The sequence below is a fragment of the Paenibacillus baekrokdamisoli genome (assembly GCF_003945345.1).
GTDB classification, from domain to species: Bacteria; Bacillota; Bacilli; order Paenibacillales; family Paenibacillaceae; genus Paenibacillus_Z; species Paenibacillus_Z baekrokdamisoli.
On record NZ_AP019308.1, the window covers coordinates 2,961,456 to 2,978,036 of the forward strand.

7 protein-coding genes are annotated in these 16,581 nt (G+C 45.5%); all 7 read right to left on the reverse strand.

The genetic code is table 11. From position 1 onward, the window contains the following. Window positions 1-14: 14 nt before the first annotated feature. The 7 genes from EKN16_RS13480 to EKN16_RS13510 all read right to left on the reverse strand — a co-directional run bounded on the left by EKN16_RS13480 (window position 15) and on the right by EKN16_RS13510 (window position 16,565). The gene (locus tag EKN16_RS13480; protein WP_125657849.1) at window positions 15-1,046 is read right to left on the reverse strand and encodes an ABC transporter ATP-binding protein; all 1,032 of its coding nucleotides are present in this window, start codon (window positions 1,044-1,046) and stop codon (window positions 15-17) included. A gap of 34 nt (window positions 1,047-1,080) precedes the next feature. After that, complete coding sequence (locus EKN16_RS13485) at window positions 1,081-1,905, reverse strand: ABC transporter permease (protein WP_125657852.1); 825 nt, start codon at window positions 1,903-1,905, stop codon at window positions 1,081-1,083. Between the two features lie 29 nt (window positions 1,906-1,934). Beyond that, window positions 1,935-2,945, reverse strand: a complete 1,011-nt coding sequence (locus EKN16_RS13490) for a LacI family DNA-binding transcriptional regulator (protein WP_125657855.1) — start codon at window positions 2,943-2,945, stop codon at window positions 1,935-1,937. A 364-nt stretch (window positions 2,946-3,309) separates the two neighbouring features. After that, complete coding sequence (locus EKN16_RS13495) at window positions 3,310-7,692, reverse strand: Ig-like domain-containing protein (RefSeq protein ID WP_125657858.1); 4,383 nt, start codon at window positions 7,690-7,692, stop codon at window positions 3,310-3,312. 194 nt (window positions 7,693-7,886) lie between these two features. Continuing rightward, window positions 7,887-13,574: a DUF4838 domain-containing protein gene (locus EKN16_RS13500; protein WP_125657861.1), complete on the reverse strand. Its 5,688-nt coding sequence runs from the start codon at window positions 13,572-13,574 to the stop codon at window positions 7,887-7,889. 164 nt (window positions 13,575-13,738) lie between these two features. Next, window positions 13,739-15,226 (reverse strand): ABC transporter substrate-binding protein, encoded by a 1,488-nt coding sequence (locus tag EKN16_RS13505; RefSeq protein WP_125657864.1) that lies wholly within the window; start codon window positions 15,224-15,226, stop codon window positions 13,739-13,741. A 13-nt stretch (window positions 15,227-15,239) separates the two neighbouring features. Continuing rightward, entirely contained in the window at window positions 15,240-16,565 is a 1,326-nt protein-coding gene (locus EKN16_RS13510; protein WP_125657867.1) for a Gfo/Idh/MocA family protein, read from the reverse strand. Between the last annotated feature and the right edge of the window lie 16 nt (window positions 16,566-16,581).

A 16,581-nucleotide genomic window follows, 5' to 3' on the forward strand; every position in this document is an offset into this window, starting at 1 on the left:
CTTGATGTATCGGTTTAATTTTCCGGATATGCGAGTGCTTTTTTGAAGCTGGCTTGTATATGTTGACCCGAATACAGATCTTTGACGAAATCGCGCGGTTGAAATGCCCGAATGAAGCCGTAGCCCGGTAAATGGATGGACACTTCGGCATAATGCCCAAGTACCATTACCTGTTTGATTACGCCGGTTAGACCTTGTTCCTCTTGACCATTAATAATCACATCTTCAGGTCGAATAGCCAGGTTTACATTACCGGCCAGATTTTTTGGATTTGGAAAACTCAATTCTCCTACGGTTACCTGATTGTCCCTAATCACCCCTTTCAAAAAATTCATTTTGCCGATAAATTGTGCAACAAAAAGTGTATTCGGCTCGTCGTAAATTTCTTGCGGAGAAGCAATTTGTTCAATATTTCCTTGATTCATGACGACAATGCGATCCGAAATCGACAGCGCTTCTTCCTGATCATGGGTGACAAACACCATCGTAAGGCCTGTTTGAGCTTGAATCTCTCTAATCTCCTCCCTCATCTCGTGCCGAAGCTTGGCATCGAGTGCAGAGAAGGGTTCGTCCAATAAAAGAACGGCAGGCTTTAGGAGCAAAGATCTTGCTACCGCTACACGCTGCTGCTGTCCACCTGAGAGCTCACTCGGATATTTGCTCTCTGCTCCAGGTAAACGAACCAGCTGCAGGACTTCTTTGATGGCCTTTTGGATTTCGTCTTTTTTCGTCTTGCGTATTTTGAGACCGAATGCCAGGTTATCAAACACCGTCATATGCGGCCATAGATTGTAGCCTTGAAACACCATGGAAGTTGGACGTTTTTCCGGAGGCGCCTTAAGCACACTTTTACCCTCAATAAGAATTTCACCAGAATCCGGGTCAAGAAACCCTCCGATGCTGCGAAGCACTGTTGTTTTACCGCAGCCTGATGGTCCCAGCAGCGTGATTAATTCACCTTTGCGTACATCAAGAGAGATACCGGTAACTCCTTCTCCTGTATGGTAACGTTTCGTCAACTGTTGAATGGAAAGCTGTATGTCCATATGTGCCTCCTAATTTTGGCTAATTGATCTGTGGTTATTTAAGCTGGAAGCCGCTGGACATTATATCTGCGCTCACAAACCGCTGTGCAGCCAATAGCAAAATGATAGTCGGAGCTGTGAGGATAATCGAAAATACAGCACCCGCGTAAGCCGGATAATCACTAATGATCGAATACATGACGATTGGCATCGTTTTGTAATTAGGGATTCCCACCAAAAAGGTTCCCTGCGCTTCATCGAGCGAGTTCAAGAAAGTAAAGATCGAAGCTACAATAATACCTGGCATTGCCATCGGCAGTGTAATACTGCGGAAGACTCGAAGCGGGCTCGCCCCCACATCCCTCGCTGACTCCTCCTGAGCCTTATGCACATTGCGAAATGCAGCAGTTGGAATCCAAGTCATGAACATGAGCACATTGATCATATGGATCAATACAACCCCGAGCAAAGTGTTCATTAGTCCGAGCTTGTAAAAGAGCACAGCTATCGAAACATACAGTCCCATTTTTGGGAAAGCATGTGTAAGGAGAAACGAGAACAAGAAGAACCGGCTAAGCGGAAAACGGATGCGAGCAAACGCATAAGCTGCCGGAATACAAAGAACAATGGATAGAGCTGTCACTATGGATGCAATCATAAAGGACAAGCTGATCGATTTTGCAATGTCCTCCTGCTTGAATACAAACATCCACCATTTCAGTGACCATTGATGCGGTAAAACATCCGGGTAGGTCCAATTTCCGGTAAAAGCCAGAATGGCCAAATTAAGAAGCGGACCTAAGAAAAAGATGACGAACACAACAAGTATGATAAATTCAATGATTTTTCGTGAGCCTAGTGCATTTAAATACCAGCGCATACGAACTTACCACTCCTTTTCTGAGACGTTTATTTAGTTGACTGACGGAAAATCAATTTGGGCATCAGCTGCTTGGGATTCTCAATGTTCTGCTCCTGCCGGATTAGCTTGTCTAACAAGATAGTGGCCTGTGTCCCCATTTCCTCGGTATCCACTCTGATTGTCGTTAATGAGGGTGAGAACATGGCTGCGAAATCAATATCATCAAATCCTACAACGGCTATCTGATCTGGGATACGTATCGACTGCTCTAGTAAAAATTTCATGGCGCCAAGGGCAATCATATCGTTGGTGGCAAATATCGATGTATATCCGCCTTCGCGAAATTGCTCCCAATGGCTGCTCATTAGCTCATATCCCTCACCAAAGGTCGAAGTTGAAGCATACTTAACAGAAAATGATGGGACTGGAATTCCGATTTGTGCCATGTAATTGATAAATCCTTTAAGCCTCAAATTGTGGCTGCGATGCGTCTGCGGTCCGGCGATTACGAATATTCGGCTATGCCTTGCATTTGTTAGATGCTCGGCGACCATCCGTCCGCCTTCTTCGTCCTGATTGACAATGTGGATGACCCCGTCAACTTCTGTAGATCCGTTAACCATCACGTAGGGGACTCTGAATTTTGTGATGTAATCAATGACGTTCTGCTGCAAGCGGCTGATTAAAATCAGGCCATCCACCCTTTTTTCCATCATATAATCGGCGGAGCGCAGTGACATCTCATGATCAGTCGTAACGAACACAGAATAATTCAAGCTTGCTGCTGTCATTAAAATGGCATCGAGAATTTTCCCGTAAAATGGATGTGATGCTATAGGATGATGTCGGCGGTAAATAAGTACACCAATGTTGTGTGTTCTTTGTGAAACCATCGCCCTCGCTACTGCATTAGGTTTATATTGCAATTCTTCAATTAGCTGGAGTATCTTATCACGTGCCCCCGAGCTGGAATATCCCTTTCCGGAAATCACTCGCGATACGGTTGATTTGGACACACCCGCACGCAGGGCAATTTCTTTAATTGTAAGATTATCCACACTGCACTTCCTTTCTAACTTGTGAGATCGTTCCCACATCAATGTGAGATCGTTCCCACACACTTATATTAATCTAGTAATGTTTTTTCCACGTCAATCACAATATAAAGAATTGTAAAGCTTAAACCGTAGAAGGCTTCATTCACGCAAACAAAAACAGGCATCTGAATAATTCCAGATGCCTGCTTCAACGTTTTTATTCCCACAATAACTTTACAACTACCGCTTCGCATTAAGATTTATAAAAATCTTGATATATTAGATGATCGGGAAAAGGAAGTCGTTGTTGGTCGGCCAAGCTATTCTACGCACTTCCATCGGTTTAGCTGCCACAACAACATCAAACCTTACAGGGCTTTTTAAGTTAATTCTTTAATACCGCGACAGACTTCAAAGCGCCCCATTTCCCTCGTGAATCCTTAGCGTGCACATAAACCGTATGGTAGCCATTAGACCATCCAGAGATGTTGATTTGTGCCGTAGCCTGCTCCAATTTAGCACTAAAGGCTCCGTCATATGCGGCCATCGAAGTTCCGGTTCCTTCAAAGCCGACCGTATCTACAAAATATTCACCAGCGGCAATATTACCCCAGCCCGTTTCCGTTTCATCGGCAATCGCTCTAACCGTTACCGTTGTGCTTCCTTGCGTCGGACTTGGATTAACCCCCACATTCTGTATACGAGGTCCCTGAGCAGCTGTTTTGATAATGGTTTCAGTATAAAAAGGTCCCCAATTGCCTGCAGCATCTTTGCCGTGAATATAGAAGGTATGTTTGCTGTTCTCTGCCCATGCGGCTGCAGATACAGAAGCAATCACAGATTCACTCATCGCATCAAAGCTGCCATCTATAGCCCCCATAGCCGTTCCCGTCCCATTGACTCCCGTAGAATCTGTAAAATATTCGGCCGCAATAATTTGTGACCCGCCGTGGTTATCAATCCCGTCATCCACATTAGCCGTTAACAGAAACGAGGACAAGCCATCAGTTATGCCATGAGGATTAGTTCCAGCTACGACTGTTACAGGACCCTGAGTATCGCCTGCGGAGCTTTTGGTCACATTGACTTTAATCGACTGGGTAGGTCCCCAGTTTCCTGCGTTGTTCTTCGCCCGAACATAAACGATCGGCGTAGTTTCCTCCTGCCAGCGAGTTTCAGCAGATGCGCGAATTTGGTCTATATAAATTTTTTGCAGCGCACCGGATGCAGGAAGCATGCTGTCATCCACATCAAATTCGATCGCTTTTACATTGCTGTAATCAAAAACTCCGTTACCTCCGGAAATCGAATCGTAGTTCTCTCTGAAGCTCCAACGAATGTTCTTCCAAATGTTTGCCGGCAAACTGCTTGAGCCATAATAAGTGGGAAGTGAGGCTTGCAGTATCGTGCCGTCGCTGTCGATCAGCTTCACCTGGAGCTGGGTAAGAGTTGAGGCATCATCTTTCAACCAGAACGTTAATGTATCGAGATTGCTCAGATTTTGTAGACTAGCGCCATAGTCTTTAATAGCGGTAAAGATATTGGAGACCCCATTGTTATTATTGCTGACATCCAGACGTAGAAGTCCAGCCTCCAAATTTCTCGTCGCGCTCCCGCTCCAATCGGAAATATCATTCATATCATCAATCAGAATCGGCACTGTTGCGGCGAGAGCTGGAATGGTAATTGTCGCGGTTACACCCTCGCTTAAACTATTAAATACACCATCCGATGCTGACATCGCAGCTCCCTGACCTGGTTTTTGCACGGTATCGACATAATACTGCACTTGGGATATCGCTTGTGCGCTGTCCGCTGCCGTTGACGTAAGCACCAATGAGGTTGCCCCGTTCGTCGGATTGGAGGATAATGCTGCATTGGAAATAACCGGCCCACCCGCAGCAACCAGCGAGATAAAGGAGCTCGTATCGTAACTGGAATAGTTCGTTCCGTCAAAGGATCTTGCACGAACCGTATATTTTTTCGCCAAATCCAACCCGCTTGTATTCCAGGTTACCGTATATGGACTAGTCGTGTTGCTCCCAATCGTAGTCCAGCTATCGTTTGTTCCGTCATTATATTCATAGGTAACTGAAGCAATCGCAGCTCCACTTGGAGCAGCCTTCGCACTTAACGAAACACTGCCTTTTTCGACAACTTCAAAGCTTCGCGGGTACGTCAGTTCCACGTAAGGCTTTCCTTCTGTTGCCCTTACTTGCTTGGACATATCAGATACGGCCGCCCATCTCCGATCATTCATCGGATTGCCGTCGTCATCAACGAAATTCCATTTATTATTATCATCCGATCCATCATAAATATAAAAGGCAATTCCATTTATTCCTCCTTCAAAGTTCGTCCAAAGCGAATCCTTGAAGTCAGCAATTGCATCGAGATTGAGTGGTGCCAAACCTACATGCTGATAGTTCCTGTCACTCATCGCTGTCAGTAAATTGCTAGGTGACCAGGAATTCGTGTTTATTACATTTGTTTTACCCATACGCTGAGCTGTTTCCTTCAAACGATCCGTCCATTTGAAGCCTCCATAGTTGCCAAGCGTTGACCAATCCATAAACCAGGGCAGATCTTCGCCGGTATCGTACCACAGATAATTGATATGGTGCGTATTGGTGAGCCTATTCAAGCCGATAAGGGCGTCGTTGGCTCTAGTCTTCATAGCCAAATAGGTGTAATCCGCCGCGACAGAGCTCTGCAAAGAATTCGACCAGTAAACCTCCAGCTCATTTGAATTCAAATAGCTTAACGTATTATTATTAGGATCATACAGGCTCGTCTGAGCAGAATCGATGGAAGCCATTGCGTCTAAGCTTGAATGAATCAATGAGATATCCGGAAAGCTCGAACGAACTACTTTGAGACCAAGCTTTCGAGCCAATCCGGCATTTTTGGTACTTATATCGTTTCGTTGCCCGACATGCGTTACCAAAAAATCAACTCCGTGCTTCACTATATCTTGAAATGCTTTCTCGGGCTGCACATTGCTACCCTGATACATCCCGATTTGAAAACGATCAGCAGCGTAATCATAAGCTGTCGGGGCCAGCATCGGAACATCCTCCTTGCTGCGAGTCCACTCTCTGGCGGTCATGGCCTCCAGATTATCAAAGCTGAACGAGTTGCCGGAAATCCCTTTGACCATCTGATTGTCATTCACTATTACTTGGAATTTAGTAATATTAGTGTAGTTCATCACAGCATCACTGCCGCTAATTTCATCTGTAACCGTTTTAAATGGCCATTCGATATGCACCCATTTTCCAGGTACTAACTGAGAACCCCAAAGAATCGAATCCAGACGAATATAATTGCTGGTTCCATCCGCATCTACCACAGAAAATATCATTTTATCCGTTTCTTTAGAGACCAGAATCCAGAAGGAAAGCACATCATAAGACGAGAGATTTGCAGATAAACTCTTTATAGCAAAATAGTCATTTTCTAATCCGTCATTATTATTAGGAGCGGTAAAGACCACAGCAGCTTTAGAAGCATCCCGATAATTAAATGTATTTAATGTTATGCTTGAACCCGTTGTTGTTGTCCAACCGGTAGTACTGTCAATAGCGTCCAACATAAGGCGGTCATTATATTTGACAGCCTGTAAATCGTCGATATACATATCTGTATTACTTCCAATTGGCAGTTCAGAATCCCGTGTGACAAAGACAATCTCTTTAAGCGCATCAAAATTCATTATGCCGTTTCCACCTGTAATGGTTCCAGGATCCTCCCTAAACAAAATTCGTCCCTTGTACCATCTGTTAGCCAGCAAAGTGCCTCCTTCAGCAGGAAACATTCTGGCAAGTGTAAATTCCTCTGAAGTAGAATCGGTATCGGTTATCCGCACATTGAAAAAAGTCAGATTTTGGGTAGGTTTAATCCAATAGGTAAGCTCATAGGAGCCCGACAAATTATAATTGACATTAGTTCTATATAGTGATGGATACTCAGCACTCCCATTGTTGTTGTTCGTTGCCGTAAATTTAATGCTGGACGAGCCTTGCTTCACCTGTGCAGAAGAGGACGCTAGAGTTGCAAGGGCTGTCGTTAACCAAGCAGATGTAGTTTCCATCGCATCAATTTGTGTGCTGCTGTACAAGTCACTGTCCGCATAAAAATTCAAATCATCGATGTAAAAATTAGTTTGGGCTGTTTTCATAAAGGCTGGCCTACCATCCGTAGAGGATAGTGTTACCTTTTGGATCGCAGCGTAGTTCATGACTCCGTCTCCGCCACTAACTACACCGATATTTTCTTTGAAGTGCCAAAATACCTGATACCATTTATCCGGTTTAATTTCAGCAGGAATATTAGATCCTCGCACTACCATGGAAAGTATAATTTTACTCACTGTCCCGTCTGAATCGGTCAGCTGGACTTCCAAATACGGATTGAGTGTATCGGTCTGAATCCATAAGGACATCACATCATGACTATTGAGATTCAAATTCGGAGAATACGCTTTATAAACCGAGACGGCATCATTCACCCCATTGTTGTTATCTGTAACCCTGAAATTCATACTGTAGGAGCCTTGAAGCACCTGTGATGCTCCAGCATAAGTTGTCATTGATCCATTAGAAGGATTCACCAGCGTCCAATCGCTAACATCCTCCATATCGTCTCCAAGAAGTGGTGCTGCATCGGCTTGTTGATAGGAGTAATTAGTAAAAATAAGTCCAATAAACAATGATAGCAATAGCGCCAGAAGAAGCATACGTCCATGCTTATTGCGATTATTCATCATTATCAACCGCCTCACTTTATTTTTATTGCTGACTACGCCTGTTATACAATATCCACCTTCACCTTCTGTCTGAAGACTCCTGTCTTGTGTTGATCACCGCTACCGCTTATCGCAGTAGCGGTGAATTTGTTTCCTCCATCCACCCAATAGACCCATGACAATACGTCAGCTGCTGCTACCGAGCCTTCCTTGAACTATCTATGCACTTTCATCGCCACATCATCCAGATAAACGGCCTCGCCTTCCGCGAAATTCGTAAGTAGCATATTGATTCTAACGCGAGTTACAGCTTGACCATTGATTTCCGCTGGCACCGTACCTGTCCACTCCGCTTCGATCCATTCTCCCTGCGTATCTCCTACTTGTACAGGAGTCATTGCTGAGTCACCAATTATACTGCCGCTCTGGTTGAGAAAGTCGACATACAGCATGAGCTTGCCGTTTGTTGAGCCTCCTGTTGCTGTTTTGTACCAAGTCGACATGCGATAATCTCCAGGCTCGACGGTCACAAGCTGGCTGACTGCGCCTGTTTTCACACTATCCGCCTTCAAGCTGAAGGCTCCTGTCTTGTGCTGTTCACCGCTTCTGTTTATCGCAGTAGCAGTAAATTTGTTGCCTCCATCGATCCAATAGGTCCATGGCAAGGCATCGTCCGCTCCTGCCGATCCTTCCTCGAACGATCCATTCACGTTCAGCGCCTGATCCACAATGGGAGGCTCAACAGGAGCAGGCTGTTGCAAGGTCCATGCCATATCATCCAAGTAAACAACTTCGCCATCCGCGAAATCCGTAAGCAGTATAGCGAGTCTAACGCGGGTTACAGCTTCACCGTTGATTTCCGCCGGTACTGTCCCCTTCCACTCCGTTTCTATCCATTCTCCCTGCGTATCACCTACCTGCACGGGATCCATTAATACCTCACCGATTATACTGCTGTTCTTGTTGAGGAAATCGACATACAGCTTAAGCTTGCCATTTGTTGAGCCTCCTGCCGCTGTTTTATACCAGGTCGACATCCGGTAATTTCCAGGATCAGCGGCTATGATTTGGCTTACAGCACCTAATTTCACACTATTCGCCTTCAAGCTGTAGCTGCCTGTCTTGTGCTGCTCACTACTTCTGCTCATCGCAGTATCCGCAAATCTTCTGCCTTCATCGATCCAATAGGACCATGGCCGTGCGTCATCCGCTCCTGCCGAGCCTTCCTCGAACGATGCATTCCCGTTCAGAACTTTAGGAGGTGCTTGCTCATATAATTCCATATCATCCAGATAAACAGCCTCGCCATCCGCGAAATCATAAAGCAGTATAGCGAGTCTAACTCGGGTTACAGCTTCACCGTTAATTTCTGCCGGTACTTTCCCTGTCCACTTCATATCTTTCCATTCTCCCTGCGTATTCCCTACCTGCACGGGATCCATTAATACCTCACCGATTATACTGTTGTTCTTGTTGAGGAAATCGACATACAGCCTAAGCTTGCCATTGGTTGAGCCTCCTGCCGCTGTTTTATACCAGGTTGACATTCGGTAATTTCCAGGATCAACGGCTATGATTTGGCTTACAGCACCTGCCTTCACACTATCTGCCTTCAAGCTGTAGCTGCCTGTCTTGTGCTCCTCACTGCTTCTGCTTATCGCAGTAGCGGTAAACCTGTTTCCATCGATCCAATAAGACCATGGCAAGGCATCATCCGCTCCTACAGAGCCATTCTCAAATGAGCTATTTTGATTTAATGGTTTTTCTCCTACTACCGGAGGTACATAAGGATCGCTCAATCTGAAAAAATCCACATTATCCAAATAAATGATCTCATCTTCCTTTAACTTGCTCACTTTAACGCCAAATTGCAATTTTTTAACGGGGATTCCATCGACCTTCTCCGGAATATTGCCGACCCATTCAGCCAAATTCCATCCACTAACAGCATCTTTCAACTGCTTCTCTTCATTGTAGGAAGAAGCAAGCCAATTACCATTCGCATCATTATAGTAAATGAATAATTGCAATGTCCCTTCTGTTTTCAAACCCTCAGGCACATAATAATAAGCTGACATTCCGTGATAACCAGCATTCACTTTTCCAAGCTCATAGACGGGGGCCCCCAGCTTCAGACCATTTACCTTAATTCCATAATCACCTGTTCTCGGGTTTTCATTACTGCGATGAATATTGATTTCCGAGGTTTGACCATACTCCAGCCAATACCACCAATCATCTGCATCATTCCCAGTGCCCTTCTCAAATGAAGTATTCGTATTCAATGTCTCCCCTTTATCTGCCATTGCCAGCATCAGCTTGACATAATGAACGGCGTAAGCAGACTCTTCCTTTTGAATGATTGTATTCATTCGGGTTCTTACCCCGCCAGTCTTCGGTTCGTTCTTGATCCATTCCACCAAAGCCTGAACGTCACTGCTTTGGATGCCCGACCACATCATGCCGTAGGCTTCCGGCGACCATTCTAGCGAAAGAATATTATCGGATTGAAATTCTTGTACGAGGTCTTTTCTTTTCTCGGATAGCGCAAGTCGACTTACGATTTCATCCAGCAGCGTAATTCCCATACTCTCACTCGTGATTGCACCTGACGCTTCCAAATTCCCTGGATAGGTCAACACGGAGGATTCGTAATATTCAAATGCCTTCAATAACTTCTGAGCACGTACAAGCTGGGAAGCCGTACCCGTTTGCTTTGCATTTGCTACTGCCAATTCCAGCCATTGACGACTTTGGGCAATCTCTGCATCAGCTACTATCTTCAGATAGCTGGCATCCATGAAAGTCATAAAGTTGGTTCTTGGGTTCGACGTCTTCCACGCCTTATACCAGTCCGTCTGGAAAACACGATTCTGCCAAAAATCCTCCCAATGCGCGTAATACTTGGCCAAATAAGGTGCTGCATCAGCTCCGACTGCATTCACATACCAATCATGAAGCAGCACATCCACATCGGCTGTTGCATCCCACTGCAGCTTTGCTGCGAGCCAGCTCTTCGGACCTTCACCGAAATTCGGCGCCAGCTCCGTTGTTTGTGCCTCAACTCCTGTTTCATAAGCATATTGATAATTGTCCGCCATTTGATGGAAGTACGAGCGAGGCAGCACGTAAGGCCCCCCATACAAATATTCATAGAATGATGCCCCAGGAGCGGCCTGCTTCCATCGTCCTGTCAGTTCCTTACCTTTGCTGCCCATTGCCGGATCTGCCCAGCTCATCCTTTCGTCTGTAATATAGACAAGAACATTAGAAGGCAAGTGAATACCGGACGCAGCTGAAGGAGCATCATAGGTCTCATGATAAGCTATCGTGCTTAAATACTTATCCCCGTGCTGCGCATTGACTCCCTCTGCCACTGTTTGCACCCACTTAAAGTAGATGTCCGACATGTTCAACATGCCGAGAGAATTAATTGCACCGGTATAACCGGGATGTCCCGGAACTGCTTCACAATAGCCACCGCCGTCATTAACGGCAATGGAGTAAGAAGTGGCCTTCGGATTATCCGTAAAATATTGATTAATGACCTCAATAGCCTTGGCTGCCGTCGCAGGATTACTATAGCAAGGCTGCCAGCCGCCAAGTTGGTTCGGATTAATATTTGCTGGATACCAATCGGGATGTGCTTCCAAATACTTAGAAGGAGCAAATAAGTCGAACATCGAATGGTTCAAATATATTTGTCGATAGATCCGATTGTCTTCTGCCCAAGCCTCGCGGGTACTTGAGCCAAACGTTCTAGCAAAGAACGAAGGGGATTGAACTACGTTCTTCTTAGGTATGGTTAGGCTAGAATTCTGAGGCACAAACTCGCCATCAGCTCCCGGCATAAGCCATCTAATACCAACATAAGCCTCTAGAAATTCGTCTACGCCGAATTCAGTTCCCCAATCAGTGGGTCCGATAATCGTAATGGAATCAGAACCAAAATCGATCACAAAACCGTCTGCAGTTACTCCCTGAAGCGATTCATCAATATGTTCCTTATTCTGTGGAACTGTAATTCCCACATATATGGGCAGCAAATGATCTGGAATCTCAGCTCCATAGGTCAAGACATTCAGCTCAATTCCCGTTGCCTTCTTCACATATTTGCTCAGCTTCCATGCAGCAGCTCTTGCTTTGGCATTATTATTCTGGTCAGGTGCAACGATAACTGCTTGAGCAAGACCGCCTGAGGTAATCTCCAAGCCCGGAGCAACCGTAAACGGTTTAGACTCAAATGCATGACCGTTATTGTAGGAGACACTATATATAAGCTGTTGTTCTAATGCATCATAAGGAAGGATAGGCACAGATATAACAACCTGCTTCGTTATAGCTGATCCCGTTATGGAACTAGGGGTAACGGCAACCGCTGGTTGACCATTGACGATCTGCCGAATTGTAAAATCAGCAGCTACCGGATCGCTCGTCGGAAAAACAGCTAATTTGACAGTTATCGTTCCGTTGGTTGAGCTTACACCGGAAATATTATTGACAGGACCCGTTTCTCCTCCATTACCGCTATTACTGCCGCCAGCGTTCCCACCGCTCGAGCTTCGTACAATGATTAATGGCGCTGTCTCAAACGTACTTCCTTCTGCCTTCAAGCCTAATATCACTTTTTCAATCTTGCCTTTTCCCCATGCAGCTATCATACTGTCCGCGATGAGCTGCGCAATCTTCCCTTGCTCTTCTATGGTCAGTTTTATTCCGGTTGCATCCTCAAAAATCTTTAGAGTATGGATCGTTCCTGAAACAATTACGATCTCGCTTTTCGTAGAAAGCACGTTAACAACTTTAAATTTACCGATAAACTTAACAATCGATTGTGCAGGCAACTGAGCTTCCAAAGTAATATTGCTAATTCCGGCCCCTTCTAGCTCGGTATTCTCAATAATGGCTGATGATCTTATGCTGACATCAGTTGCCGTTGTGCTGCCATTAATCACAACGCGAACTCTGCCTTGTTTTTTGTCGATGATAACCTTAATCAATACACAATCCGTAAAGTGGATGCTGTTCTCCCCGCCTCCACGAACAATTGTATTACCACGAACGGTTACATTCTCAAAGAATGCATCCCCTTCACCAATCCCCGCTTCGAGGATTAAATCGCCTTCGATCACCATATTCTTCAACTTCACACCGGAAACGCTTACAAATACATCCCCAGCAATTGTCTGACTTTTGTCCATGCTGCCATATACACCAGCTTGATCATAATGGACTCCTGGAGATTTGGCCGCTAAGGCTCGGTCCAAGATTACAACAGTCTCAGCTCGGGTCAAAGAGGATAACGGTTTGAAGCTGCCGTCCACATAACCCGTAATGATCTTACGATGAAGCAAATCCCCAACCGCTGCCTTGCTCCATTTTGCAATAGATGCGGCATCGGTGAAGCTATCTGCTGCGCTAGCCTCATCTTTCACTTCCACTCCCAGTAAACGCGAAACGACAACAGCAGCCTCTTGCCTGCTAACCGCATTCTTTGAGCGGATCGTTCCATCCCCATACCCCTGCATATAACCTGCTTGCACCGCTTTGGACAGGTCTTCATACGCCCAATCGGTCTTCACTAAGTCTGTAAAAGCAAGGTCTTTTTTCTCCGTAAAGCCAAATGAACGATTAATGAGTGCTGCCAGCTCACCTCGGGTAATCAGTCTGTCAGGACCGAATTTTCCGTCACCATATCCCTGGATATTTCCTGCTGTAATCCAGCGATTCAGGATTTCTTCAGCCCAATTTCCAGCAATATCAGAATCCGTATTAACTGTGGCTGCTCCTATTGGAGCAGCTTGGACTGTCGGTATGTAGCTGCTTAGCATAATTACCGCAAATGATACGATGAAGAACTTCCTTATGAATGTGGTTCTTCTATTGGCCTTGTTCCGGTTCATCTGACTTCCTCCTTATACAATTACAATTTGATTCAGGTAAACTTATTCGCACTCGTGGTAAGATGACAACCGGTTGATTTCCGTTTATCCCGGCATTCAAAGCGTCTCCCCCTTACGCGAATAAATATTCGGGAGGAATACCCTTCCTCCCGAACCTAAACTGTTTACTTTTTTGGACGGTCTTTCTCGATTGCGATTTGCTTAAGCTTCTCCGCTTCTTCCAATACCGACGAAGGATCTTTCTTCCCTGTTGCCGCTGCTGTTATTAGCTCGCTCAGCAGCTTGTCGGCCTGCCCATGTTCAGGACTTGTAAGTCCGAATTCGCGACGATAGGAAATATACTGAACATTATGTTTTGTTGCATATGCCATTACGGCTGCCTGAGTAGGCTGAAGTTTCGCGATATGGGCAGGATCGTCGCCAAAGTCAAGTCTTGCTGGAAAGGCTCCAGCATCTGCAGCAATCGACTCCTGAATTTCAAAATCGTACAAGCTCAGGATGAATTCCTTCGCCCACTTTTTGTTTTGATCAGGCTTGTTTTTCCAGATTACAAATGCTGTATCGCCCACCCCGGAATTAACGAATATGGTTTGGTTAGCATCATTGGAAGCCGGTACGGCCATGAATCCCCAAGTGAAGCCTTCCGGCGTACTTTCTTTCATCTCATTGCCAACCCAATCTCCAGTTGAAACAAGAGCTGCCTTATGCTGAAGCACCTGCATTTGCGATTGCGTATGATTCAAAGCTGCTACTCCCGCAGGGAAATAGCCCTTCTTTCCAAATTCGTACAACCGCTTCCATGCTTCTTTGTTTTCTGCTGTTGTAAGCTGCGGCCCTGTAAAGCTACGGAAATTTTTGATGTAAGTATCAAAGGTTCCATTGGCTTTGGCCAGATCGAACTGAATCGTATTGAAGACATAATCGGTAAGGTACCCGGCATATACGCCTGGGAATGTAATCGGGATGACACCATCTGCTTTAATTTGATCCAGAAGCGCTACAAACTCGTCCCATGTAGCCGGATTTTTATTCCAGCCCTTCTCATCAAACAGCTTCTGATCATAGAATAGGCCTGCCGTATATCCGGCAATCGGTACCCTGGCCGTAAAACCCATACTAAGAGATGTATCGTATGCATCATCGGAAATAACCGATCTCAGTTTTTTGCCCGTCTCTCCCGGTAAGTCGCGATCCCACAAATCGTCTTGCGGCTCCAGCTTGCCGGCTTTAGCCAAACGTTCCAGTTGGCCTGCCGCCGAGAAGTTCGGAATAAACAAATCGAACATGTCATTGTCGTCGCCAGCTGCGATCTTTGGTTCGAGTATTGTCGACAGCGTTGGAGTTGAGGTAATGTCGAACGTGACATTCGGATATTTCTCGGTAAACTTCTTAACCGCCAGATCCATCCAGGCACGACCCGAACCCGCCTCCCAGAATCCCATCTTCAGCGTTACTTTCTCATCCTTGGACAATCCATTCTCCGGGTAAACATTGGCATTGCTCTCGGAAGTCGGAGCGTTTTCACTCGGACTTACGTTTGATTCCGTACTTGCCTGAGAACTCGCCGGCTCGTTGTTTTTATTCCCTCCACATCCCGCTAACAGAACAACTACCATAACAAGAGATAATAATAATGCGTTTACATTCCTCAAGGATATGACCCCCCTAAATAATTATTTCAGTTGATGCAATATGAAGCTGCAGAAAACTCAGCTCATCCGCAGAAGAACAGGTATAACGCGCGTTCAATTCCTCTACAACGACAGAATTTCCGCCCTCCAGCCTAGATTGTTCCGCTGCAAAGGCCATCAAATGGCTTTGCAAGGAAGCTTCCGCCGATGTCAGCCCTTGTCCGCCGATGTTGTTCCCCTTCCGAACTTGCTTCAGGAATTCACGCATCAAACCTTCATCTCCGCCTCCGTGGCCACCTTCTTCAACGGTCAGGGGAATTTCAATTGCTTTCTTTCCAAAAGGGTATAGAACAATTTCATTCTTCTCCATATAACCTCTGATTTCACCAAGCGTTCCCATAATCTGAACGGTTCTGGAGATATCGTGAGAGAAACCAGACATCGTAAATGAAGCGGTTGACCCACTTTCGAATTCCATATTAACCACCTGATGATCGACGACGTTATTATCGCAATGATAAACGCAGCGTCCGAAGGGACCACTTCGAAGTGCTTCCTTAATGCCTTCAGGTGTTATATCGTTCGTAATAAAACGAGACCACTCGTGCGTTTCCGCCTCTTCATAGATTCGGATTGCTGAATAAGGACATTCCCTCTCAACCGCGCACCCCTCTGTGCAACGAAGCGTTGTACCATCTGGAGCATTCTCCGAACGGAAATGCAGAAGCGAACCATATGAACTGACTCTCGTACACTTCTCGTCGATCAACCAGGATAGGATGTCCATATCATGGCAAGACTTCTGTAAAATCATCGGACTCGTTTCTTCGGACTTGTTCCAATTCCCTCGAACAAAACTATGTGCCATATGGAAATAACCCACATTTTCGCTTGACTGTATGGATACGATCGAACCAATGGCACCGCTTTCAATTACTTCCTTGATCTTCGACCAAAAAGGGGTATATCGTAGCACGTGACTGACCGTTAACAACCGATTATGCTTGCGGGATGCGTTCGCCATGTCAATAACTTCAATTGGCGATGGAGACATTGGTTTCTCAAGCAGAACATCATATCCCAGCTCCAAAGCCTTCATCGTAGGCGCATAATGCATTCTATCCTGCGTAGATATCACTGCGACATCAGCTATTTTTGTTTTCGTTAAAATTTGTTCCCAGCTTTCATATAACTGATCGGATGAGAGTCCATAATCCTTAGCAGCAAGCTGTCTTCTTTCTTTATTCGGTTCGGCAACTGCGACGATTTTTAGCTCCTCCGGATATTTCTTCGCATATGCTCCATATACGAATCTTCCTCTCGCGCCGGCTCCTACGAGCACTGCAGTAATTTGATGCACAACGTTGAATGATCCC